The organism is Sorangium aterium, from assembly GCF_028368935.1.
GTDB classification, from domain to species: domain Bacteria; phylum Myxococcota_A; class Polyangia; order Polyangiales; family Polyangiaceae; genus Sorangium; species Sorangium atrum.
Genome location: NZ_JAQNDK010000001.1, coordinates 2,098,031 through 2,121,672, shown reverse-complemented (window position 1 = coordinate 2,121,672; position 23,642 = coordinate 2,098,031). Strand labels below are relative to the sequence as shown.

Annotated in this window: 7 protein-coding genes; 2 read left to right on the top strand and 5 right to left on the bottom strand. The window is 70.7% G+C overall.

What is annotated here, in order from left to right:
• Positions 1-83: 83 nt before the first annotated feature.
• The 4 genes from POL72_RS07630 to POL72_RS07615 all read right to left on the bottom strand — a co-directional run bounded on the left by POL72_RS07630 (position 84) and on the right by POL72_RS07615 (position 19,861).
• Positions 84-6,110 (bottom strand): AAA family ATPase, encoded by a 6,027-nt coding sequence (locus POL72_RS07630; RefSeq protein ID WP_272094366.1) that lies wholly within the window; start codon positions 6,108-6,110, stop codon positions 84-86.
• A 160-nt stretch (positions 6,111-6,270) separates the two neighbouring features.
• Positions 6,271-12,345 carry a sensor histidine kinase gene (locus tag POL72_RS07625; RefSeq protein WP_272094365.1) on the bottom strand — a complete coding sequence of 2,025 codons (6,075 nt, stop codon included), beginning with the start codon at positions 12,343-12,345 and terminating at the stop codon, positions 6,271-6,273.
• 128 nt (positions 12,346-12,473) lie between these two features.
• On the bottom strand, positions 12,474-18,491 hold the full coding sequence (locus POL72_RS07620) for an AAA family ATPase (protein WP_272094364.1): 6,018 nt from the start codon (positions 18,489-18,491) through the stop codon (positions 12,474-12,476).
• A gap of 134 nt (positions 18,492-18,625) precedes the next feature.
• Positions 18,626-19,861 (bottom strand): DmpA family aminopeptidase, encoded by a 1,236-nt coding sequence (locus tag POL72_RS07615; RefSeq protein ID WP_272094363.1) that lies wholly within the window; start codon positions 19,859-19,861, stop codon positions 18,626-18,628.
• A 339-nt stretch (positions 19,862-20,200) separates the two neighbouring features.
• On the opposite strand from POL72_RS07615, the gene POL72_RS07610 reads away from it, so the two are divergent.
• The gene (locus POL72_RS07610; RefSeq protein WP_272094362.1) at positions 20,201-21,478 is read left to right on the top strand and encodes a PAS domain-containing protein; all 1,278 of its coding nucleotides are present in this window, start codon (positions 20,201-20,203) and stop codon (positions 21,476-21,478) included.
• 102 nt (positions 21,479-21,580) lie between these two features.
• Positions 21,581-22,576: a quinone oxidoreductase family protein gene (locus POL72_RS07605; RefSeq protein ID WP_272094361.1), complete on the top strand. Its 996-nt coding sequence runs from the start codon at positions 21,581-21,583 to the stop codon at positions 22,574-22,576.
• Positions 22,577-22,652: 76 nt separating this feature from the next.
• On the opposite strand, the gene POL72_RS07600 is transcribed toward POL72_RS07605, so the two are convergent.
• Positions 22,653-23,639, bottom strand: a complete 987-nt coding sequence (locus POL72_RS07600; RefSeq protein ID WP_272094360.1) for an HTTM domain-containing protein — start codon at positions 23,637-23,639, stop codon at positions 22,653-22,655.
• Between the last annotated feature and the right edge of the window lie 3 nt (positions 23,640-23,642).

The following is a 23,642-nucleotide window of genomic DNA, read 5'->3' as shown; positions in this document are numbered from 1 at the left end:
CCGTCATGCACGGCGGAAGCGAGGACGGAAAGGGTGCGTGTCCGTCGCGGCCGATCGAGTGAGCGCGCCTGCCCGGTGGAGGCTCACTCCGGCGGGAAGGGAGCGCCCTGGGTGTCGGCCTCGGCGTCCGCCTGGCGCAAAGGCAGCTCGACGATGAAGGTGGCGCCCGCGCCCGGCTTGCTCTCGACGCGGATGGTGCCGCCGTGAGAGGTGACGATCCATCGAACGATGTAGAGGCCGAGGCCGAGGCCGCCGAAGTTGCGGACGGAGACGGCGCGCTCGAAGCGCTCGAAGATCCTTGTCTGATCGGCCTCGGCGATGCCCATGCCGTGATCGCGGACGACGAGCCGCGCGCGATCGCCCTCGTCGCGCACGACGACGTGAACGGGGCCTCCCGCGCCGTACTTGATCGCGTTGGACAGGAGGTTGATGAGGACCTGCTCCATGCGAGAAGCATCCCAGTCCCCGACCACGGGCCCTTCCAGGTCGAGCTTCGTGGGGCAGCGGGCATCGGCGAGCTGCTGTTTCATCCGCTCGAACACCTCCCGCGCCAGGGCGGCCAGATCGACGGGCGCGCGCGCGAGGGTCAGGTGGCCGGCGTTCAGGCGGGTGACGTCGAGCAGCTCGTTGGCCAGGTGGCCGAGGCGCGCGATCTGGCGGCTCAGGACCTGGATCGCCGCGTCGATGCGCTCCGGAGAGACCTCGGCGCGCTGGACGCGGGGCAAGAGCCGGGCGAGGAGGTGCGCTTGCATCGTGAGCGAGGTGAGCGGCGTCTTGAGCTCGTGGGATGCGACGAGGAGGAACTCGTCCCGGCGCTCGATCGCCACCTGGGCGTCGGCGAACAGGCGGGTGTTGTCGAGCGCGAGCGCCGCGCGTAACCCGAGCTCCTCGGCGAGCCACAGGTCGGCGGGGCCGTAGCGGCGCCGTGGCGCGGTCGCCAGCAGGGTCATGACCCCGAAGCGCCGGTCGCGCGCGAGGAGCGGGACCCGGAGGAAGGAGTGAATGCCGAGCTGCTCGAGCCGCGGCGCAGCGCGGAGCTCGCCCACCTCGGGGCGGTCGAGAGAGCTCGCTGCCAGGGGTCGCAGCGCGTCCATCAACGCGCCTGCGAGCTCCTGTGGCACGCCCGCGGTGACCGCGTGAGCCGGGTCGCCGTGAGCGGGGCCCACGTCGATGACGCAGTGATCGGCCAGCTCGGGCACGGCGAGCTGCGCCACGCTGTCGAGGGTCGCGCCGTATCCGAGGGCCATGAGCCTCCGGCTCGCCTCGGCCAGGAAGCGCTCGGCGAGCTCGGCGCGCTTGCGCTCGGTGATGTCGGTGGAGATGCCGCAGAGCACGCCGGGCATGACGCCCTCGCCGAGCGGGAACTTGATCGACAGGTGGGTGCGCAGCTCCCCGTCTATCAGCACCTCTTCCTCGAACTCCATCGGCACGCCCGCCTCGAGCACCTTGCGGTCGTGGTCGCTGGTGGCCTCGACGAGCGTAGCAGGCAAGAGCTCGGCGCCCGTCTTGCCGACGAGCTGCTCGGCCTTCATGCCGAAGATGCGGCCCGCCCGCCGGTTGACGAGCAGGTACCGGCCGTCGCGATCCTTGAGGTAGATGGCGGCGGCGGAGTTGTCGACGATGGCCTGCAGCGTGGCCTGGCTCTCACGGAGCTCTCGCTCTGCCCGCCGCCGCTCGGCGTTCTCCTGCTCGATGTCGGTATAGAGCATGGCGTTCTCGAGCGAGATGGCCGACTGCGAGGCGAGCAGCTCGAGCACGGTGAGCCGCCCTGGGGTGAACGCGCCGGTGACGAGCCTGTTCTCCAGGTAGAGCAGGCCGAGCAGCCGGGCCCGGTGCACGATCGGGAGGCACAGCACCGATCTCGGCCTCTTGCGGCCGAAATACTCGTCCTCCATGAACGGGTGCCTCGCGGCGGCGTCGGCGAGCAGCACGCGCTCGTGGCTGCGGCGAACGTAGTTGAGGATGGACTGCGGCAGCGCGGCCGCCGCCGCCTCGCCCGCGTCGAGGAGCCGCGCCGCGCCGCCGGACGCGGCGATCGCCGCCGCGGTCGACACGCGATCTTGCCGGACCAGGAGCACATGGCCCTCCTCGGCGCCCGCGTGCTCGACCACGATGCGCAGCAGCGTCTCGAGCAGGCGCGGGAGCTTGAGCTCGCCGGAGATGCTCTGAGAGGCCTTCACGACGGACAGGACGTCGAACTGCTCGGCCCGCACGGCGAAGGTGACGGTGGGCGCGATCGGCTTGCGCGGGGCGAGGTGGGGATAGCGCTGGTCGAGCTGATCCACCTTGGCGTGGGCGCCCCAGCGAAAATAGGCGGCGCGGGCCTTCTCCAGGTAAGCGTCGGCGGCCATGGCGAGGCCGCGCGCGTGGTAGAACTGGGCAGCGAGCTCGCAGGCGATGGCCTCGTGCTGGACGAAGCCGCCCTCTTGCGCCGAGGAGATGGCCTGCTCGTAGAGCCGGATCGCCTCCGATTCCTGCCCGCGGAGCCGGGCTATCTCGGCGCGGACCAGGGCGTGCTTGTGGAGGAAGTTGTCCGGGCCGTTCCTGGCCCACTCTCCGAGCCGCCGCTCGCAGTCGAGCAGCTGCTCGGGGAGCTCCAGCGGCGAGGATTCCCGCTCCGCGTGCGGCGCGTTGAGGAGGGCCGCGAGCGCGAGCGCGGAATAATAGAAGTTCTCGGCGAGGAGGGCGGTCGGCACGACCCCGTGTCCATGTTCGATCATCGCGCGGGCCGCCGCCTCGAGCGCCTCTCCGGGAGCGCCGAGCACGAAGAGCGCCTGGGCCTTCATTTCATGATAGAAGCTTTGAACGTTCTGCAGGTCCCCCTCGCCGAGCCGCGCCTCGAAGGCCGGCAGATCCAGCTCGGATCCATCGAGCATCGAGAGGCGGACCGGCCTCCCGCGCAGCACCTGGATCATGCCGCGCGCGCCGAGGAGGATGCCATAGGCGAACGGGTGACCGGCGCTGCGCACGAAGCCGAGGCGCTCGTCGATCTGATGGATCACGTCCGCGAGCGGCTCGCCGGAGAGCAGCCGGAACAGCGCGTCCCACATGCGGTTGAAGCACGCGTGGTTCAGATCGCCCGAGTCGACCGCGGCGCTGAAGCCGGCGCGCGAGTACGGATACGTCTCTCGGTAGTGGCGCGTCCAGAAGACGACATGCTGTCCAAAGACGGTGAACACCGCCGATTTCGTGGTGAGGAGGCCGCTCCTGTCCGCGAGGTCGCAGCCGAGCTTTCCGAACCGATAGGCCTCCTTGTATCGCCCGAACTTCGGGCCGAACATCCTCGCGAAGGAAATGTACGCGTGAGGGGAGCTCTCGGCGTTGCCGTGGCGCAGGCTGAGCTGGACCATGCGCAGGACGATGAGAAAGGGCAGGCTCGGGTTCACGAAGGACGCGGGGATGCCAGCGCCCAGCAGCACGCTCATCGTGGCCTTGATCTCCGGGTGCGTCATCGCGGGCAGATCGATCAGGTCCTCGATCGCCCGGCCGCCCAGGGCCTGCCAGACGCTCTTCGTCTCCTCTTCGAGCTGTGCGTCGGTGGGGAGGACGGGAAGATCGATGTCGTAGGTGCGGAGCCACGCGAGCCCGATCTCCGCCGCGCGGGCGTATTGCCCGCGGGTGACCTTCAGCGTGATGACGAGCTCGACGACGGCGGCCGTCTCGCTCCTCGTCCTCGCGCGATCCTCGAGCGCCTCGAGGAGCCGCTCGGCGTCGTCGATGGCGCCGGTGATGTACGCGACGTGCGCGCGCTCGAAGGTCAGGCCGTAGGTCAGCTCGTGCTGCGTCTCCCAGGAGTCCGGCGCGAGCAGGGAGAGGCCCGCGGTGAAGAGCGCGGCGGCGGCCTGGAAGGCCGCGGCGGCCTTGGCCTTCCTGCCGGCGCGGAGGTTCAGCGCGGCGACCTCGTCCCGCTCGGCCCGGGAACGGAGGAGCGCGGCGCCGCGGTTGAGGTGGCCGACGGCGTCGAAGAGCACCTCGTCGCGCTCGTCCTGGCGCCGCCCTTTCAACAGGAGCTGGCCAATCCGGAGGTGCACCTCGGCGAGCTGCTCTGCCGGGATGAGCGAATAAGCGGCCTGCTGCACCCGGTCGTGGAGAAATCGAACTCCGTTGCTCTGGCGGAGGAGCAGCCCCTCCCGGACGGCCTCGTCGAGCGCGTCGCGGAGCTCCGCCGGGCTACGGCGCGCGAGCAGCGCGAGGGTGTCGAGGTCCAAGCTGCTGCCGAGGCACGCGGCGAGCTTGAGCGCGTCGCGCGTCGGGACCGAGAGCCGGTTCAGCTTGCCGGCCATCAGCTCGATGACGTTGTCGGTGAAGCCTTTGTCGCGGATCGCGGCGATGTCCCACCGCCACATGCGCTGCTCTGCGTCGACGGCGATGAGCCCGTCTTCGTGCAGCGCGATCAGGAACTGGAGGACGAAGAAGGGGTTGCCGCCGGTCTTTTCGTGGACGAGCTGCGAGAGCGGCTCGACCTGCGCTTCGGGCGCGTGGACCGCCTCGGCGACGAGCGCCCGGACATGGGCTGCGGAGAGCGGCTCGAGGACGAGCTCGGAGACCGCGGCGCCGCGCTTTCGGGCCTCGGCGAGCGTGAGCCGGAGCGGGTGCGCTGGGCCGACCTCGTTGTCCCGGTAGGCGCCGATCAGCAGCAGGTGCGCGCCGCCGGCATGGGTGGCGAGGTGCTCGAGCAAGAGGAGGCTGGCCGCGTCGGCCCACTGGAGATCATCGAGGAAGAGCGCCATGGGGTGCTCCTTCCGGGCGCACGCGGCGACGAAGCGCTGGAGCGTCGCGTGCAGCCGGGCCTGTGCCTCGGTGGGCGGGAGCTCGGGCACGGGCGGCTGCGGGCCGAGGAGCAGCTCGACCTCGGGGAGCACGTCGGCGAGCAGCCTGCCGTTCTGGTCGAGGGCCTCGCGGAGGCGCTCTCGCCAGCGCTCTACCTGCTCCTCGCTCGTGCCGAGGATCTCCTGAAACAGCGCCCGGAACGCCTGCAGGAAAGGACGGTAGGGGACATCCCTCGCGGTCTGATCGAACTTGCCGGAGAGGAAGAAGCCGCGCTCGTGCACGACGGGCCTGTGCAGCTCGGCGACGAGCGAGGACTTGCCGATGCCCGAGTACCCTGACACGAGCGCGAGCTCTGGCCGGCCGTTCGCGACCACGCGCTCGAACGCGGCGAGCAGCGCTTCGACCTCGTGCTCGCGGCCGTAGAGCCGCTGCGGGACGCGGAACCGGTCGGAGAGATCGCGCTCCCCGAGCGCGAAGGGCTGAATCTCGCCGGTCACCCGCCACCTCGCGAAGCACACGTCGAGGTCGTGGCGCAGGCCGAGGGCGCTCTGGTAGCGCTCCTCGGCGGCCTTGGAGAGCAGCTTGAGGACGATGGCGGAGAGCTGCGGTGGAATCGAGGGGACGAGCGCGTGGGGTGGGACCGGGCTCTGCGCGATATGGCAATAGACCCACGCGACGGGATCGCTGGCCTGGAAGGGCAGGGCGCCCGTCAGCATCTCATAGAAGGTGACGCCGAGGGAGTACAGGTCGGTCCGCTCGTCGATCCAGCGGTTCATGCGGCCTGTTTGCTCAGGCGCCATGTAAGCCAGCGTCCCCTCGATGAGGCTGTTGTGGACGAGGTCCTGGGATTCGCGGGGGGAGAGGGAGGCGATGCCGAGATCGGTGATCTTCACCTCGCCGGTGTCGGGGTTGTAGAGCAGGTTCTGGGGCTTGATGTCCTTGTGGATGACGTGGTGTCGGTGGAGCTCGGCGAGCGCGGCGGCGATGCGGAGGGCGAGGGGGAGGAAGTGCTCGATCGCCATCCCGCGCATCGCGCGCATCGGCCCGTCGCCATCGAGCAGCCGGTCGAGCGAGCGGCCACCGAAGTCCTCCAGGACCAGCGCGGCCTGGTCGCCGAGCGATTCCATCGCGTAGGCCTTGACGACGACCGCCGTATCGAGCGCGCTGGCGATCTCGTGCTCGTGCTGGAGCCGCCCGAGAGCGTGGGGGCTCGTGTGGTCGCGCCGCAGGACCTTGAGCACCACCGATCGGCCGTCCTCCTCGCTCCGCGCGCGGTAGAGGAGGGTATCTGCACCGTGGTGCAGCACCTCCAGCACGCGGTAACGTGGACTATGGGGCATAGGAGGATCTTTGAACCCGGGGCGTCAGCGGCGTGCTGCGGTTCAATTCGATACACTGCCAAAAGCGCTGCGACCCGTCACGAGCAAACGGCGGCGCGTCAGCGCCCGACGAGGCAGCCGTCGGCGGCGAGTGCGCAGCGCGCGCCTGCGCCTGCCGCGCCTACGCCTGCGGGAGGAAGGTGCCCTGGACGTCCGTCCCCGTGTCCGGCGAGCGCAAAGGCAGCTCGACGATGAAGGCGGCGCCCGCGCCCGGCTTGCTCTCGACGCGGATCGTGCCGTCATGGGAGGTGACGATCCATCGAACGATGTAGAGGCCGAGGCCAAGACCTCCGAAGTTGCGGACGGAGACGGCGCGCTCGAAGCGCTCGAAGATCCTTGCCTGATCGGCCTCCGCGATGCCCATGCCATGATCGCGGACGACGAGCACCGCGCGGCTGGCCAGGCTGCGCACGATGACGTGAATGGGGCCCCCCGCGCCATATTTGAGCGCGTTGGACAGGAGGTTGATGAGGATCTGCTCCATGCGGGAAGCGTCCCAGTCGCCCACCACGGGCCCGTCCAGGTCGAGCTGGGTGCGGCAGCGGGCGTCGTCGAGCTGCTGGTGCATCCGCTCGACGACATCACGCGCCAGGGCGGCCAGATCGACGGGCGCGCGCGCGAGGGAGAGCCGGCCGGCGTTCAGGCGGGTGACGTCGAGCAGCTCGTTGACCAGGTGGGCGAGGCGCGCGATCTGGCGGTTGAGGAGCTGGATCGCGGCGTCGATGCGCTCCGGAGCGACCTCGGCGCGCTGGAGGCGGGGCAGGAGCCGGGCGAGGAGGTGCGCTTGCATCGTGAGCGAGGTGAGCGGCGTCTTGAGCTCGTGGGATGCGACGAGGAGGAACTCGTCGCGGCGCTCGATCGCCACCTGGGCCTCGGCGAACAGGCGGCTGTTGTCGAGGGCGAGCGCGGCGCGGCTCGCGAGCTCCTCGGCCAGCCACAGGTCGGCGGGGCGGTAACGGCGCCGGGGCGCGGCCGCCAGCAGCGTCATGACCCCGAAGCGCCGGTCGCGGGCGAGGAGCGGGACGCGCAGGAAGGAGTGAACGCCGAGCGGCTCCAGGAGGGGCGCAGCGCGGATGTCGCCCACCTCGGCCTGATCTAGAGAGCTCGCTGCCAGGGGCCGCAGCGCGTCCGTCACCGCGCCTGCGAGCTCGGCCGGCACGCCCGCGGTGACCGTCCGCCCCGGGGCGTCCTGGGCGAGGTCCACGTGGATGACGCACCGGTCGGCGAGCTCGGGCACGACGAGCTGCGCCACGCTCTCGAGGGTGGCGCCGTAACCGAGCGCCATGAGCCTCCGGCTCGCCTCGGCCAGGAAGCGCTCGGCGAGCTCGGCGCGCTTGCGCTCGGTGATGTCGGTGGAGATGCCGCAGAGCACGCCGGGCATGACGCCCTCGCCGAGCGGGAATTTGAGCGACAGGTAGGTGCGCAGCTCGCCCTCCAACTGCACCTCCTCCTCGAACTCCAGCGGCTCGCCCGCCTCGAGCACCCGCCGGTCGTGTTCTTCGATGATCGCGGTGGCGGTGGCAGGCAAGAGCTCGGCGCTCGTCTTTCCGAGGATCTGCTCGGCTGGCTTGCCGAGGGCGCGGCTCACGCGCCGGTTGACGAGCAGGAACCGGCCGTCGCGATCCTTGAGGTAGATGGCGGCGGCGGAGTTGTCGACGATGGCCTGCAGCGTGGCCTGGCTCTCACGGAGCTCTCGCTCCGCCCGGCGCCGCTCGGCGTTCTCCTGCTCGATGTCGGTATAGAGCATGGCGTTCTCGAGCGAGATGGCCGACTGCGAGGCGAGCAGCTCGAGCACGGTGAGCCGCCCTGGGGTGAACGCGCCGGTGACGAGGTTGTTCTCCAGGTAGAGCAGACCGAGCAGCCGCGTTTGCCGCACGATCGGGAGGCACAGCACCGACCTCGGCCTCTTGCGGCCGAAATACTCGTCGTCCGAGAACGAGTGCCTCGCGGCGGCGTCGGCGAGCAGCACGCGCTCGTGGCTGCGGAGGACATAGTTGAGGATGGATTGCGGCAGCGCCGCCACGGCCTCGCCCGCGTCGAGCAGCCGCGCCGCGCTCCCCGACGCCGTGATCGCCGCGGTCGACACGCGATCTTCCCGGACCAGGAGCGCAACCCCCTCTCCGGCGCCCGCGTGCTCGACCACGATGCGCAGCAGCGTCTCGAGCAGGCGCGGGAGCTTGAGCTCGCCGGAGATGCTCTGAGAGGCCTTGACGATGGACAGGACGTCGAACTGCTCGGCCCGGACGGCGAAGGTGACGGTGGGGGCGATCGGCCTTCGCTCGACGAGGAAGGGATAACGCTGGTCGAGCTGCTCGACCTTGGCGTGGGCGCCCCAGCGGAAGTAGGCGGCGCGCGCCCGCTGCAGGTGAGCGACGGCGGGCGTGGACAGGCCGCGGTTGCCGTAGAACCGGGCGGCGAGCTCGCAGGCGATGGCCTCGTGCTGGACGAAGCCGCCCTCTTGCGCCGAGGAGATGGCCTGCTCGTAGAGCCGGATGGCCTCGGGCTCGTTCCCGAGGAGCCTGGCGATCTCGGCGCGGACCAGGGCGTGCTTGTGGAGGTAGTTGTCGGGGCAGCTCGCGGCCCACACGCCGAGCTGCCGCTCGCACGCGAGGAGCCCTTCGGGGAGCTCCCGCTCTGGCAACGGCGGCGCGTCGTGCGCGTCGTGCGCGTCGTGCGCGTCGTGCGCGTCGTCAGATACCGCGGCGAGCGCGAGCGCGTGAACATAGAAGGTCTCGGGGATCTCCGCGCATGCGTCCATCCTCCAGTCGTAATCGACGACGACGCGGGTCGACGCCGCGAGCGCCTCCCGGGGAGAGCCGAGAAGGAACAGCGCCTGCGCCTTCAGGCTGTAGTACAAGCTATGAGCTCCGTACGAGGACCCCGGAGGGAGCCCCGCCTCGAAGGCCTCCTGATCCAGCTCGGAGCCATCCAGCATCGCGTAATGGACCGGCCTCCCGCGCAGCGTCTGGATGAGGTACCGGACGCTGAGGAGGATGCCATGGATGAACGCGTAACCGGCCTTGCGCACGAAGCCGAGGCGCTCCTCGGTCAGGTGGAGGACGTCCTCCAGCGGCTCCCCGCAGAGCAGGGGGAACACCGATGCCCAGACGCAATGGAAACATGCGTTGTTCAGATCGCCGCACTCCACGGCGGCGTTGAAGCCGAGGCGATTGTAGGGGTAGGTCTCTCTGTAATGGCGCGTCCAGAAGACGGTCAGCTGCCCGAACAGGAAGATCACGGTGGGCTTCGCGGCGAGGAGGTCGCTCCTCTCCGCGAGGTCGTAGCCGAGCTTGCCGAACAGGTAAGCCTCCTTGTATCTCCCGAACCGCGGGCCGAGCACCCGCGCGAAGGCGGTGTACGCGTGGGCGGAGCTCTCGGCGTTGCCATGGTGAAGGCTGAGCGTGACCATGCGCTCGAGGACCAGGTGATGCAGGTTCTGGTCCACGAAATACGCGGCGACGGAGACGCTCTTCAAGAGGCTCATCGCGATCTTGATCTCCGGGTGCGCCATGGGGGGCAGGTGGATGAGGTCCTCGATCGCCCGGTCGCCCAGAGTCTGCCATACGCTCTCGGTCTCTTGTTCGATGCGCGCGTCGGTGAGGTGGGTCGGCAAATGGATGTCGTAGGAGCGCAGGAAGGAGAGACCGAGCTCCACAGCGCGTGCGCTCTGCCCGCGGGTCACGTGCAACGCGACAGAGAGCTCGACGACGGCGGCCCTCTCGATCTTGGTCATCGAGCGATCCGTGAGCTCCTCGAGCAGCCGCTCGGCTTCATCGAAGTTGCCGACGATGTACGCGCAGTGCGCTCGCTCGAAGTTCAGGGCGTGGGTCAGCGCGTACTGCGTCTCCCAGCGTTCCTGCGGCTCGTTCGCGAGGACGGCCGTGCCGGCGGCGAAGAGGGCGGCGGCGGACTGGTAGGCGGCGGCGGCCTTGGCCTTCCTGCCGGCGCGGAGGTTGAGGGCGGCGAGCTCGTCGCGCTCGGCCTGGGAACGGAGGAGCGCGGCGCCGCGGTTGAGGTGGCCGACGATCTCGAAGAGCGTGTCCTCGCGCTCTTCGGCGCGCCGCGCCTTCAAGAGCAGCTGGCCGATCCCGAGGTGCACCTCGGCGAGCTGTCCTGGCGGGATGAGCGAAGTTGCGGCTTGCTGCACCCGGTCGTGGAGGAAGCGATAGGCGCTGTCCCGGCGGAGCAGCAGCCCCTCCCGCGCGGCCTCCTCGAGCGCCTCGCGGAGCTCCTCCGTCGGCCGCCTCGCGACCACCGCGAGGGCGTCGAGGGTCATGCTGCCGCCGAGGCAGGCGGCGAGCTTGAGCGCGTCGCGCGTCGGGACCGAGAGCCGATTGAGCTTTCCCACCATCAGCTCGACGACGTTGTCGGTGAAGCCCTTGTCGCGGATGGCGGCGCTGTCCCAGCGCCATGCGCCCTCGTCGGCATCGAAGGTGATGAGCCCCTCGTCGTGCAGGGTGATGAGGAACTGGAGCACGAAGAAGGGGTTGCCGCCGGTCTTCTCGTGGACGAGCCGGGCGAGCGGCTCGACCTGCGCTTCGGGCGCGTGGACCGTCTCGGCGACGAGCGCCCCGACGTGGGCTGCGGAGAGCGGCGCGAGGACGAGCTCGGAGACGGCGGCGCCGCGCTTCTGGGCCTCGGCGAGCGTGAGCCGGAGCGGGTGCGCGGGGCCGACCTCGTTGTCGCGATAAGCGCCTATCACGAGGAGGTGCGCGTCGCCCGCGAGGGTGGCGAGCTGCTCGAGCAAAAGGAGGCTGGCGGGGTCGGCCCATTGCAGGTCGTCGAGGAAGAGGGCGACGGGGTGCTCCTTCCGGGCGCAGGCGGCGACGAAGCGCTGGAGCGTGGCGAGCAGCCGGCTCTGGGCCTCGGCGGGCGGGAGCTCGGGCACGGGCGGCTGCGGGCCGAGTAGGCGCTCGATCTCCGGAAGCATGTCGGTGAGCAACGCGCCGCTCGCGCCGAGAGCCTCGCGGAGGCGCTCTCTCCAGCGCTCGACCTGCGGCTCGCTGGCGCCGAGGATCTCCTGCACGAGCCCTCGGAAGGCGTGAAGGAGGGGGCGGTAGGGGACGTCGCGCTTGAGCTGATCGAACTTTCCGGAGAGGAAGGAGCCGCGCTCGCGCACGACAGGCCCGTGCAGCTCGGCGACGAGCGAGGACTTGCCGATGCCCGAGTAGCCCGAGACGAGCAGGAGCTCTGGCCGGCCGCTGGCGACCACGCGCTCGAAGGCGGCGCGCAGCGCCTCGAGCTCGCGCTCGCGGCCGTAGAGCCGCTGCGGGATCTGGAGCCTGTCGGAGACGTCGCGCTGCCCGAGCGGGAAGGGCTCGATGGCGCCGCTCTGGCGCAGCTGGGAAGAGCACCGCTCGAGGTCGTGGCGCAGGCCGAGGGCGCTCTGGTAGCGCTCCTCGGCGGCCTTGGAGAGCAGCTTGAGGACGATGGCGGAGAGCTGCGGTGGAATCGAGGGGACGAGCGCGTGCGGCGGCTGGGGCGCCTGGGCGATGTGGCAATAGACCCACGCGACGGGGTCGCTGGCCTGGAAGGGCAAGGTGCCAGTCAGCATCTCGTAGAAGGTGACGCCGAGGGAGTACAGGTCGGTCCGCTCGTCGACCCGGCGGTTCATGCGGCCCGTCTGCTCAGGCGCCATGTAGGCGAGCGTGCCCTCGATGAGGCCGTCGTGGGCGAGCTCCTGGGCGCCGCGGTGAGAGAGGGAGGCGATGCCGAGATCGGTGATCTTCACCTCGCCGGTGTCGGGGTTGTAGAGCAGGTTCTGAGGCTTGATGTCCTTGTGGATGACGTGGTGTCGGTGGAGCTCGGCGAGCGCGGCGGCGAGGCGGAGGGCGAGGGGGAGGAAGCGCTCGATCGCCATCCCGCCCATCCCGCGCATCCCGCGCATCCCGCGCATCGGCGCGTCGCCGTCGAGCAGCCGGTCGAGCGAGCGGCCGCCGAAGTCCTCCAGGACCAGGGTCATCTGGTCGCGGAACGGCTCGATCCCGTAGGCCTTGGCGATGACCGGCGAAGCGAGCGCCGTCGCGACCTCGAGCTCGTGCTGGAGCCTGCCGAGGGCGCGGGGGCTGGCGTGGTCGCGCCGCAGGATCTTGAGCACCACCGGCCGGCCGTCCTCCTCGCGCCGCGCGCGGTAGAGGATCGTGTCCGCACCTTGGTGCAGCACCTCCAGAACGCGGTAACGTGGACTATGGGGCATAGGAGGACCTTTGAACCCGGAGCGTCAGCAGCGTGCTGCGGTTCAACTTGGTACATTGCCAAAAGCGCTGCGACCCGTCACGAGCAAACGGCGGCGCGTCAGCGCCCGCTGAGGCTCCCGGTGAACGCTCACGCCGGGGGGAGAAAGGTGCCCTGGCCTTCCGTCTCCGCCTCCGGCAGGTGCAAAGGCAGCTCGACGATGAAGGTGGCGCCCGCGCCCGGCTTGCTCTCGACGCGGATGGTGCCGCCATGGGAGGTGACGATCCATCGAACGATGTAGAGGCCGAGGCCGAGGCCGCCGAAGTTGCGGACGGAGACGGCGCGCTCGAAGCGCTCGAAGATCCTTGCCTGATCGGCCTCCGCGATGCCCATGCCATGATCGCGGACGACGAGCACCGCGCGAGCGCCCTCGCGGCGCGCGATGACGTGAATGAGGCCTCCCGCGCCGTACTTGATCGCGTTGGACAGGAGGTTGATGAGGACCTGCTCCATGCGGGAAGGATCCCAGTGTCCAATCACGGGCTCGTCCAGCTCGAGCCGGGTGCGGCAGCGGGCGTCGGCGAGCTGCTGGTGCATCCGCTCGACGACCTCGCGCGCCAGGGCGGCCAGATCGACGGGCGCGCGCGCGAGGGTCAGCTGGCCGGCGTTCAGGCGGGTCACGTCGAGCAGCTCGTTGACCAGGTGGGCGAGGCGCGCGATCTGGCGATCGAGGAGCTGGAGCGCGGCGTCGATGCGCTCCGGGGCGACCTCCCCGCGCTGGAGGCGGGGCAGGAGCCGGGCGAGGAGGTGGGCCTGCATCTTCAGCGAGGTGAGCGGCGTCTTGAGCTCGTGGGATGCGACGAGGAGGAACTCGTCGCGGCGCTCGATCGCCTGCTGGGCCTCGGCGAACAGGCGGCTGTTGTCGAGGGCGAGCGCGGCGCGGCCCGCCAGCTCCTCGGCCAGCCACAGGTCGGCAGGGCCGTAACTGTGCCGGGGCGCGGCCGCCAGCAGGGTCATGACCCCGAAGCGCCGGTCGCGCGCGAGGAGCGGGACGCGGAGGAAGGAGTGAACGCCGAGCGGATCGAGGAGAGGCGCGGCGCGGATGTCGCCTATCTCGGGCCGGTCCGGCGACGTCGCTGTCAGAGGCCGCAGCGCGTCCGTCACAGCGCCTGCGAGCTCGGCAGGCATCCCCGCGGTGACCGTCCGCCCCGGGGCGTCCTGGGCGAGGTCCACGTCGATGACGCACCGGTCGGCCAGCTCGGGCACGGCGAGCTGCGCGACGCTCTCGAGGGTGGCGCCGTAGCCGAGGGCCATGAGCTTGCGGCTCGCCTCGGCGAGGAAGCGCTCGGCGAGCTCGGCCCGCTTGCGCTCGGTGATGTCGGTGCAGATGCCGCAGACGACGCCGGGCATGACGCCCTCGCCGAGCGGGAACTTGAGGGACAGGTAGGTGCGCGGCTCGCCCTCTTGCATCACCACCTCCTCGAACTCCAGCGGCTCGCCCGCGTCGAGCACCCGCCGGTCGTTGTCTCGGAGGACCTCGGCGTTGGAACCCCGAAAGAGCTCGTCGTCGGTCTTTCCGAGGAGCTCATGGCTCGGCACGCCGGCGACGTTCCCCGCGTGGCGGTTGGCGAGCAGATACCGGCCCTCGCGATCCTTGAGGAAGATGGTCGCGGCGGAGTTGTCGACGATGGCCTGCAGCGTCGCCTGGTTCGCCTGCAGCGCCTGCTCTGCCCGGCGCCGCTCGGTGTTCTCCTGCTCGATATCGGCGTAGAGCATGGCGTTCTCGAGCGAGATGGCCGACTGCGAGGTGAGCAGCTCGAGCACGGTGAGCCGCCCTGGAGTGAACGCCCCGGCCACGAGCCCGTTCTCCAGGTAGAGCACGCCGAGCAGCCGGGCCTGCCGCATGATCGGCAGGCACAGCACCGACCTCGGCCTCTTGCGCGCGAAATACGCGTCCTCCGAGAACGGGTGCCTGGCCGCCGCGTCGTCGAGCAGCACGCGCTCGTGGCTGCGGAGGACATAGTTGAGAATGGATTGCGGCAGCGCCGCCGACGCCTCGCCCGCGTCGAGCAGCCGCGCGGCGCCCCTGGACGTCGCGATCGCCGCCGCCGTCGACAGGCGCTCCTCCCGGACCAGGAGCACGACCCCCTCTCCGGCGCCCGCGTGCTCGACCACGATGCGCAGGAGCATCTCGAGCAGGCGCGGGAGCTTGAGCTCTCCGGAGATGCTCTGAGAGGCCTTGACGACGGACAGGACGTCGAACTGCTCGGCGCGGACGGCGAAGGTGACGGTGGGGGCGATAGGCTTTCGCTCGACGAGGAAGGGATAACGCTGGTCGAGCTGCTCGACCTTGGCGTGCGCGCCCCAGCGGAAGTAGGCGGCGCGGGCGTCCCGCAGGTAGGCGTCGGCGGGCGTGGACAGGCCGCGGTTGCGGTAAAACCGGGCGGCGAGCTCGCAGGCGATGGCCTCCTGCTGGACGAAGCCGTTCTCCCGCGCCGAGGAGATGGCCTGCTCGTAGAGCCGGATGGCCTCGGCCTCGTTCCCGAGGAGCCGGGCGATCTCGGCGCGGACCAGGGCGTGTTTGTGGAGGAAGTTGTCGGGGCAGCTCGCGGCCCACGCGCCGAGCTGCCGCTCGCCGTCGAGGAGGCCCTCGGGGAGCTCCCGCGCCGGCGACCGCCGCGCTCCGCGCGCGCCCTCGTCTGCGAGGGCCGCGAGCGCGAGCGCATGAAAATAGCAGTTCTCGGCGATGAGCGCGTAAGGCTCTCTCTTGAAGGGGTGGTCGACGATCACGCGCGTCGCCGCGGCGAGCGCTTCGTCGTGGGAGCCGAGTATGAAGAGGGCGCGCGCCTTCATGCTGTAATGGAGGCCGCGGGCGCCCCTCATGTCCCCCTCATCGAGCCCCGCCTCGAAGGCCTGGCTATCCAGCTCGGAGCCGTCAAGCTTCGAGAAGCGGACCGGCCTCCCGCGCAGCGTCTGGATGAGGGCGCGGGCGCTGGCCAGGACGCCGTGGGTGAACTCGTAGCCGGCCTTGCGCACGAAGCGGCTGCGCTCCTCGACCTCGTGGAGGACGTCCTCCAGCGGCTCGCCGGCGAGCAGCGGGAACAGCGGAGCCCAGACGCAGTTGAAGCACGCCATGCGCATATCGCCGGACTCGACCGCGGCGCTGAACCCGGCGCGGGTGTAGGGGTACGTCTCCCGGTAATGGCGTGTCCAGAAGACGACTTGCTGCCCGAAGAGGGTGAATACCAGCGACTTCACGGTGAGGAGGTCGCTCCTGTCCGCGAGGTCGTAGCCGAGCTTTCCGAACTTGTAGGCCTCCTTGTATCGCCCGAACCGCGGGCCGAACAGCCGCGCGAAGGCCGCGTACGCGTGGGCGGAGCTCTCCGCGTTGCCGTGGCGCAGGCCGAGCTTCACCTGGCGCAGGACGATGAGGTAGTGCAGGTCCTGGTCCACGAAGATCGCGGGGCCGGCCACGGCTTGCAGCACCGCCATCACGACCTTGCACTCCGGGTGCTCCATGGGGGGCAGGTGGATGAGGTCCTCGATCGCCCGGTCGCCCAGAGCTTGCCAGAGGCCCTCGGTCTCTTCCTCGACCTGCGCGTCGGTGGGGTGGAGAGGAAGATCGATATCCGAGGCGCGGAGCCACGCGAGCCCGAGCTCGACGGCGTGGTCGGACCGGCCTCGGGTCTGGTAGAAGGTGACGGCGAGCTCGACGACCGCGGCGCGATCGAGCTCGTTCCTCGTGCGCCCCAGGAGCTCCTCGAGCAGCCGATCGGCCTCCTCGGAGCTGCCGGTGACGTAGGCGGCGTGAGCGCACTCGAGGCTCAGGGGATAGGCCAGATCGTACCGAGTCTCCCAGCGCTCGCGGGGATCTCTCGCGAGGAGGGCCAGGCCGGCGGCGAAGAGGGCGGCGGCGGACTGGTAGGCGGCGGCGGCCTTGGCCTTCCTGCCGGCGCGGAGGTTGAGGGCGGCGAGCTCGTCGCGCTCGGCCTGGGAACGGAGGAGCGCGGCGCCGCGGTTGAGGTGGCCGACGATCTCGAAGAGCGCCTCATCGGGCTCCTCCGCGCGCCGTGCCTTCAAGAGCAGCTGGCCGATCCCGAGGTGCACCTCGGCGAGCTGCCCTGGCGGGATGAGCGAAGTTGCGGCCTGCTGCACCCGGTCATGGAGGAAGCGATAGGCGCTGTCCCGGCGGAGCAGCAGCCCCTCCCGCGCGGCCTCCTCGAGCGCCTCGCGGAGCTCCTCCGTCGGCCGCCTCGCGACCACCGCGAGGGCGTCGAGGGTCATGCTGCCGCCGAGGCAGGCGGCGAGCTTGAGCGCGTCGCGCGTCGGGACCGAGAGCCGATTGAGCTTTCCCACCATCAGCTCGACGACGTTGTCGGTGAAGCCCTTGTCGCGGATGGCGGCGCTGTCCCAGCGCCATGCGCCCTCGTCGGCATCGAAGGTGATGAGCCCCTCGTCGTGCAGGGTGATGAGGAACTGGAGCACGAAGAAGGGGTTGCCGCCGGTCTTCTCGTGGACGAGCCGGGCGAGCGGCTCGACTTGCGCTTCGGGCGCGTGGACCGTCTCGGCGACGAGCGCCCCGACGTGGGCTGCGGAGAGCGGCGCGAGGACGAGCTCGGAGACGGCGGCGCCGCGCTTCTGGGCCTCGGCGAGCGTGAGCCGGAGCGGGTGCGCGGGGCCGACCTCGTTGTCGCGATAAGCGCCTATCACGAGGAGGTGCGCGTCGCCCGCGAGGGTGGCGAGCTGCTCGAGCAAAAGGAGGCTGGCGGGGTCGGCCCATTGCAGGTCGTCGAGGAAGAGGGCGACGGGGTGCTCCTTCCGGGCGCAGGCGGCGACGAAGCGCTGGAGCGTGGCGAGCAGCCGGCTCTGGGCCTCGGCGGGCGGGAGCTCGGGCACGGGCGGCTGCGGGCCGAGGAGCAGGGCGAGCTCGGGGAGCATGTCGGTGAGCAACGCGCCGCTCGCGCCGAGGGCCTCGCGGAGGCGCTCTCTCCAGCGCTCGACCTGCGGCTCGCTGGCGCTGAGGATCTCCTGCATGAGCCCCCGGAAGGCGTGAAGGAGGGGGCGGTAGGGGACGTCGCGCTTGAGTTGGTCGAACTTTCCGGAGAGGAAGGAGCCGCGCTCGCGCACGACAGGCCCGTGCAGCTCGGCGACGAGCGAGGACTTGCCGATGCCCGAGTAGCCGGAGACGAGCACGAGCTCTGGCCGGCCGCTGGCGACCACGCGCTCGAAGGCGGCGCGCAGCGCCTCGAGCTCGCGCTCGCGACCGAAGAGCCGCTGCGGGATCTGGAGCCTGTCGGAGACGTCGCGCTGTCCGAGCGGGAAGGGCTCGATGGCGCCGCTCTGGCGCAGCTGGGAAGAGCACCGTTCGAGGTCGTGGCGCAGGCCGAGGGCGCTCTGGTAGCGCTCCTCGGCGGCCTTGGAGAGCAGCTTGAGGACGACGGCGGAGAGCTGCGGTGGAATCGAGGGGACGAGCGCGTGCGGCGGCTGGGGCGCCTGGGCGATGTGGCAATAGACCCATTCGACAGGATCGCTGGCCTGGAAGGGCAAGGTGCCAGTCAGCATCTCGTAGAAGGTGACGCCGAGGGAGTACAGGTCGGTCCGCTCGTCGACCCGGCGGTTCATGCGGCCCGTCTGCTCTGGCGCCATGTAAGCCAGCGTGCCCTCGATGAGCCCGTCGTGTGCGAGCTCCTGGGCGCCGCGGTGGGAGAGGGAGGCGATGCCGAGATCGGTGATCTTCACCTCACCGGAGTCGGGGTTGTAGAGCAGGTTCTGGGGCTTGATGTCCTTGTGGACGACGTGGTGTCGGTGGAGCTCGGCGAGCGCGGCGGCGAGGCGGAGGGCGAGGGGGAAGAAGCGCTCGAGCGGGATCGGCCCATCGCCATCGAGCAGCCGGTCGAGCGAGCGGCCGCCGAAGTCCTCGAGGACCAGGGTCATCTGGTCGCGGAACGGCTCGATCCCGCAGGCCTTGACGACCGCGGGCGACCTCAGCGCCCTGGCGACCTCGAGCTCGTGCTGGAGCCTGCCGAGGGCGCGGGGGCTGGCGTGGTCGCGCCGCAGGGCCTTGAGCACCACCGGCCGGCCGTCCTTCTCGCGCCGCGCGCGGTAGAGGATCGTGTCCGCACCTTGGTGCAGCACCTCCAGCACGCGGTAACGTGGACTGTCGGTCATAAAGGGAGGGTGTCCAAGGCCGGATCGGCCTCCGAGGCGCCGGGTCGATTCGTGATGTTGCCAAAAGCGCCTCGTTGCGCCACGGGAAATGGCGGCGAGCTCTCGCGCCGGCCCGCCTGCGGCGGTCTCTTGCGTCATGCAGGGCGGGAGCGGCCGGACGGCCGCTGGACGCCGTGCCTCGACAGCACCTCACGGACGCGATCCAGCGGAATGGCGTCCACGGTGCGACCGCTCCCCGTGGTGGTCTCGGCCGTGAAGAGCGAGTTGTAGATGGCCTCCTCCGTCGCCTCGATCACGGCCTGGAAGAGGGCGGACGTCTCCTGGTTCGAGAGCTCCGTGATCGCGAGCCGCTTCGCGCCGGAGCGGCGCCGCACCGAGGCGCTCGTCGAGAAGGCGATCGCGTAGTCGCCGGAGCCGTTCGCGCCGGAGGATCCGGTGCGTGCCAGGCCCAGGATCGCGCGGGCAGCGAGTCGTCCGAGGTTGCGATCCGACAGCGGCGCGTCCGTCGCGACGAGGATGAGGATGGAGCCGTCGCCCGCCGCCGCCTCGACCTGCGACCGGAAAGCGTACCGGCCGAGCTCCTCGCCGACGGGCGCGCCCATCACCTGCAGCACGCCGCCGAAGTTCGACTGGACGAGCACGCCGACGCAGGCCCCGCCGAGCGACGCCGGCAGCACCCGCGAGGCGGTGCCGATCCCCCCCTTCCATCCGAAGGCGACGGTGCCCGTGCCCGCGCCGACGCACCCCTCCAGCGTGGGCCCCTCCCGCGCCGAGCCCAGCGCCGCGCGCACGTGCTCGGCGGTGATCGGACGGAGCCGGACCGCGTTGAGCGCGCCGTCGTTGGTCTCGCCGACGACCGGGTTGAGCGAGCGCACCTCCTCCATGCCCGGCTGCGCCAGCATCCATTCGACGAGCGCGTCGGCGGCCCGGAACACGCAAAGCGTGGTCGTGAGGAGAATGGGAGTCTCCAGCTCACCCAGCTCGCGGACCTGGGTCGCGCCGACGAGCTTGCCAAACCCGTTGCCCACATGGATCGCCGCGGGGACGCGATCGAGGTAGAGGTTCCCTCCGTGGGGGAATACGGCGGTGACGCCGGTGCGGATCGCGTCCCCCTCGATCACCGTGGCGTGCCCGACGCGCACGCCGCCCACGTCGGTGATCGCGTTCAGCGGGCCCGGATCGAAGATGCCAGGCGCGACGCCGAGATCACGCGCGCGCACGGCGTCTCCCGCGGGCTCCGGGGATCCGGGCGCGAACGGCGCGCTGCCCGCCTCGTCCGGGCGCCGAGCGATCGGGCAGCGGCAGGACGAGGCGGCCGGGCGCGGCGTGCGGCCCGGTGGCGGCAGGCGGCCGAGAGAGGTATTCGGCATCCACGGGGAGCATCGATATCATCGATATGATCATCGATACAAACGGTATCAATCTCCGTGCCAGGCGCGTTGGAGGCCGCCCGATCAGGCCGTGTCCTTGCCGGTGCACCGCGAGCGGCCCGAGCAGGGTTCGAGCGGAGCCCGCGCGCCTGAACAGGGTTTGAGCAACAATCGGTCTTTCCGGGGAGCTACGGCGCTACCTGTACGAAATTGTTAGATGTATCACACGATGACGAGCGCATCACGATTCCCGGAGAGCGCGTTGAAAGGTTGGGGTATTCGACGGGTCGTCCGGCTCGGAGAGCGCTGGGCAGCTCGTGTCGCGTAGAAGGATCCCGAATGACCCTAGATCTCGATGGGCCCGGCCTGCACGTCGGCGCTGGTCCCCTGCCGCACGCTGGCGTCGACCCCCTGCCGCTCCTCTGCGCGCTCCCGGTAGCCGCCGCCGTCTTCGATGCAAAGGGAGCGCTCCGGTGCGCCAATCCTCGCCTCGAGCAGATCCTCGCGGAAGGCGCGCTCCCCGCCTGGCCGGTGTCTCCCGCGCACGCGCCGGCCGTCCTGCCCGCGTCGCCCGAGGGGCTCGCCGGCGAGGCGCAGGAGGTGCTCGCAGCCATCCGCGCCGTCCTCGAAGGCGAGCGCGAGCAGGCCGGCATCGAGCTCCGGGGCGGCGCGCCCGGCGCGCCGTCCTTCGAGATCTCGGTCACGCAGCTTCGCGTCGATGGCGCGCGCGGCGCGCTCGTCTGCGTCAACGACCCGGCTGCGCCGCGCAGCACGCCAGGGACGGTGCCTATCGAGAGCTTCCTCGACACCATCATCGAGCACGTGCCCGTCTCGGTCTTCATCAAGGAGGTGACGGAATTCCGCCTCGTCCGGATGAACGGCCATTACGAGAAGGTCTTCGGCACCCCGCGGAGCGGCGTTCTCGGCAAGAACGTCTTCGACCTTTTTCCGCATCGACTGGAGGAGGCCAGGTGGCTCGATCGCCTGGATCGCGACGTGATCGAGAAGGGCGAGATCGTGGACGTGCCCGAGTCGCGCATCGCCACGCCGACCGGGGAGCGGTGGCTTCACATGGTGAAGGTGCCCCTCAAAGACGAGCACGGCGTCTGCCGCTATCTCCTGGTCATGGTCGAGGACATCACGGAGAAGAAGCGCGCCGACGAGGCGGTGCAGAAGGAGCTCGTGTGGTTCGCGACGCAGCGGCAGCTCCTCGACGTCATCCAGGAGCTGTCCACGCCGGTCATCCCGGTCCACGAAGGCATCCTCGTGGTGCCCCTCGTGGGGACCATCGACTCCGCCCGCGGCGCCCAGCTCCTGGAGACGCTCCTCCAGGGCATCGAGCGCCACCGGGCCGAGACGGTGCTCATCGACATCACGGGCGTGCCGGTCCTCGACGCCGACGTGGCTGCCCGCCTCCTCCAGGCCACGCGGGCCGCCGCGCTCCTTGGCGCCACGTGCGTCCTCGTCGGGGCGTCACCCGACGTCGCCCGGACGCTTGTCGCGCAGGGGATCGATCTGGGCAACCTCCTGACGCAGCGCGATCTCCAGGCCGGGATCCTCTATGCCCTCGCCCGTCAGGGCAAGGCGATCGTCCATCAGCGGCGCGAGCGCCGCTGATCCCACGCCTGCGTCGCGCAGCGGGGCTGGCGCCGCCGCGCGCGGCGGGCACACTGCGCCTGCGCCGCCGCGCGCCGGCGTCGTTCTGGAGGACTGCAACGCATGAAGGCAATCGGAATCCATCACCATGGCGACGCCTCGCAGCTCGTGCCGCTGGAGCTGCCCGAGCCATCGCCCGGACCCCACCAGGTGAGGGTGCGGGTGATCGCGTCGTCCGTCAACCCGGCGGACATCCGGGCGCGCTCGGCGGCGCCCGGGCCCCGCCGCATCGAGCGGCAGTTCCCGCTGGTGCTCGGCTACGACGTCTCCGGGATCGTCGACGCGGTCGGCCCCGGCGTCGACGAGCTCGCGGTCGGAGACGAGGTGTTCGGCTCACCCAGCCTGTTCGGGCAAGGCGCGAACGCGGAGCGGGTGGTGGCCGACAGCCGCACCCTCGCGCGCAAACCGGCGGCCCTCTCTCATGAGCAGGCTGCATGCCTGTCGCTCGCGGGCGTCACGGCCTGGGAATGCCTCTCGCGCGCGCGGCCCGCGCCCGGCGCCGCGGTGCTGGTCACCGCGGGCGCGGGCGGCGTGGGCCACCTGCAGCTGCAGCTCGCGCGTCACCTCGGGCTACGGGTGGTGGCGACCGCCAGCCGACCCGAGTCGACGGCGCTCTGCCGCGAGCTCGGCGCCGCGGTCGTGCTCGATCACACGACGCAGGACGTGGGCCAGGCGTGCCGGGATCTGACCGGTGGGGCGGGCGTCGCGGTGGCCTTCGACAACGCCGGCGGCCGCGCGCTGGATCAGGCGCTCGACGCCGTGGCGCCGATGGGCACCGTGGTGAGCATCGTGCCGACGCCCGCGCCGGTCGCGGACCGGCTGTTCATGAAGGCGGCGTCGCTCATCTATCATGTGATGGGCGCTGCCACGATCTGGCGGCTCGACCCGCACGCGCAGGGCCGCGCGCTCGCCGCTGTGGCGGAGCTGGCGGCGCAAGGCCACATCAGGCCCATCGTCAGCGCGAGCTACCCGGTGCGCGAGCTCTCGCAGGCCCACCGCGCCATCGAGTCGGGCCGCACGATCGGGAAGATCGCGATCCGCGTGGCGGAAGGCTGGTGAGGCTGGGCGGGGAGCGCTGGGACGCCGGCGGGAGGGACATGGCGCGGGCGCTCGAGCGCGCCTGCGCCACGCCGCGCTACTTCGTCTGGATCCGGCGCGCGGGCAGGAGGCGCCGGAGCGCGGGCGCCTCGAAGGACACGAGGCGCCTGGCGAACGCGCCGATCGCCCGGTACTCCGCGTCCGCGATGAGCGCCAGCTCGACGCTGATCATGAAGGCGGCGAACGTGCCGAGCCCCATCATGACGGCGATGCCGGCGTGGAACAGGAACGCCGCGGCGAGCGAGAGCCTGCGTGTGTGCCGGTTCAGGGCGAACAGGAACGGGAAGCTGAGCTGGAACCCGACCGTCGCGTAGGTCAGCGCCGTCACCACCGCGACGCTGCGGGAGAGGCTGTCGCTGTGGCCGGGCCACGTGAACTCGCCGACGCGGGTGATGTAATAAAGGGCCGTCCCGTTCTGCCACAGCTCCCCCTGCACCTTGTAGAGCCCTGCGACCCCGTAGACCAGGCACACCTGGACGGCGCAGGCGAGGATCGCCGCGTTGTGGAGCGTCCCCTTGATCCGCTGGAGGTCCCCGCCGCGCTCCCGCTGCGCGCGGAGGCGGTCGGCGTCGAGCGAGAAGTAGGCGCCGAGCTCGGCGAAGATGCCATAGAGGAGCGCGAGCCGGACGAGGTTGTCGCCGCCGTCGAGCAGGACGGGGTTCCGCTGATGCAGCGACCAGAGCCCGACATACGTGAGCAGCGACATGAGCCGCGTGCGGAAGCCGATGACCCACAGCGCCGCGAACAGCATGGCGAGGTGGAAGACGACCTCGAAGTAGAGCGGCGACCTGCTGAGCAGGTAAATCGAGAACGCGCCGGTGCTGTGGGCCTCCTCGAGCGACCGCGCGAATGGCCACACCCCCTCGGGGCCGTAGAGGTAATGGCGCTGGAAATAGTTGGCCAGGTAGAGGTGGAGGAGGGTCAACCCGGCGACGATCCGGAAGAGGCTGGCCCCGATCAGGCAGCGCTCGCGGCTCGCGAGCTCCACGATGCGACGCCAGCGTGCGTTCAGCTTGCTCAGCATGGC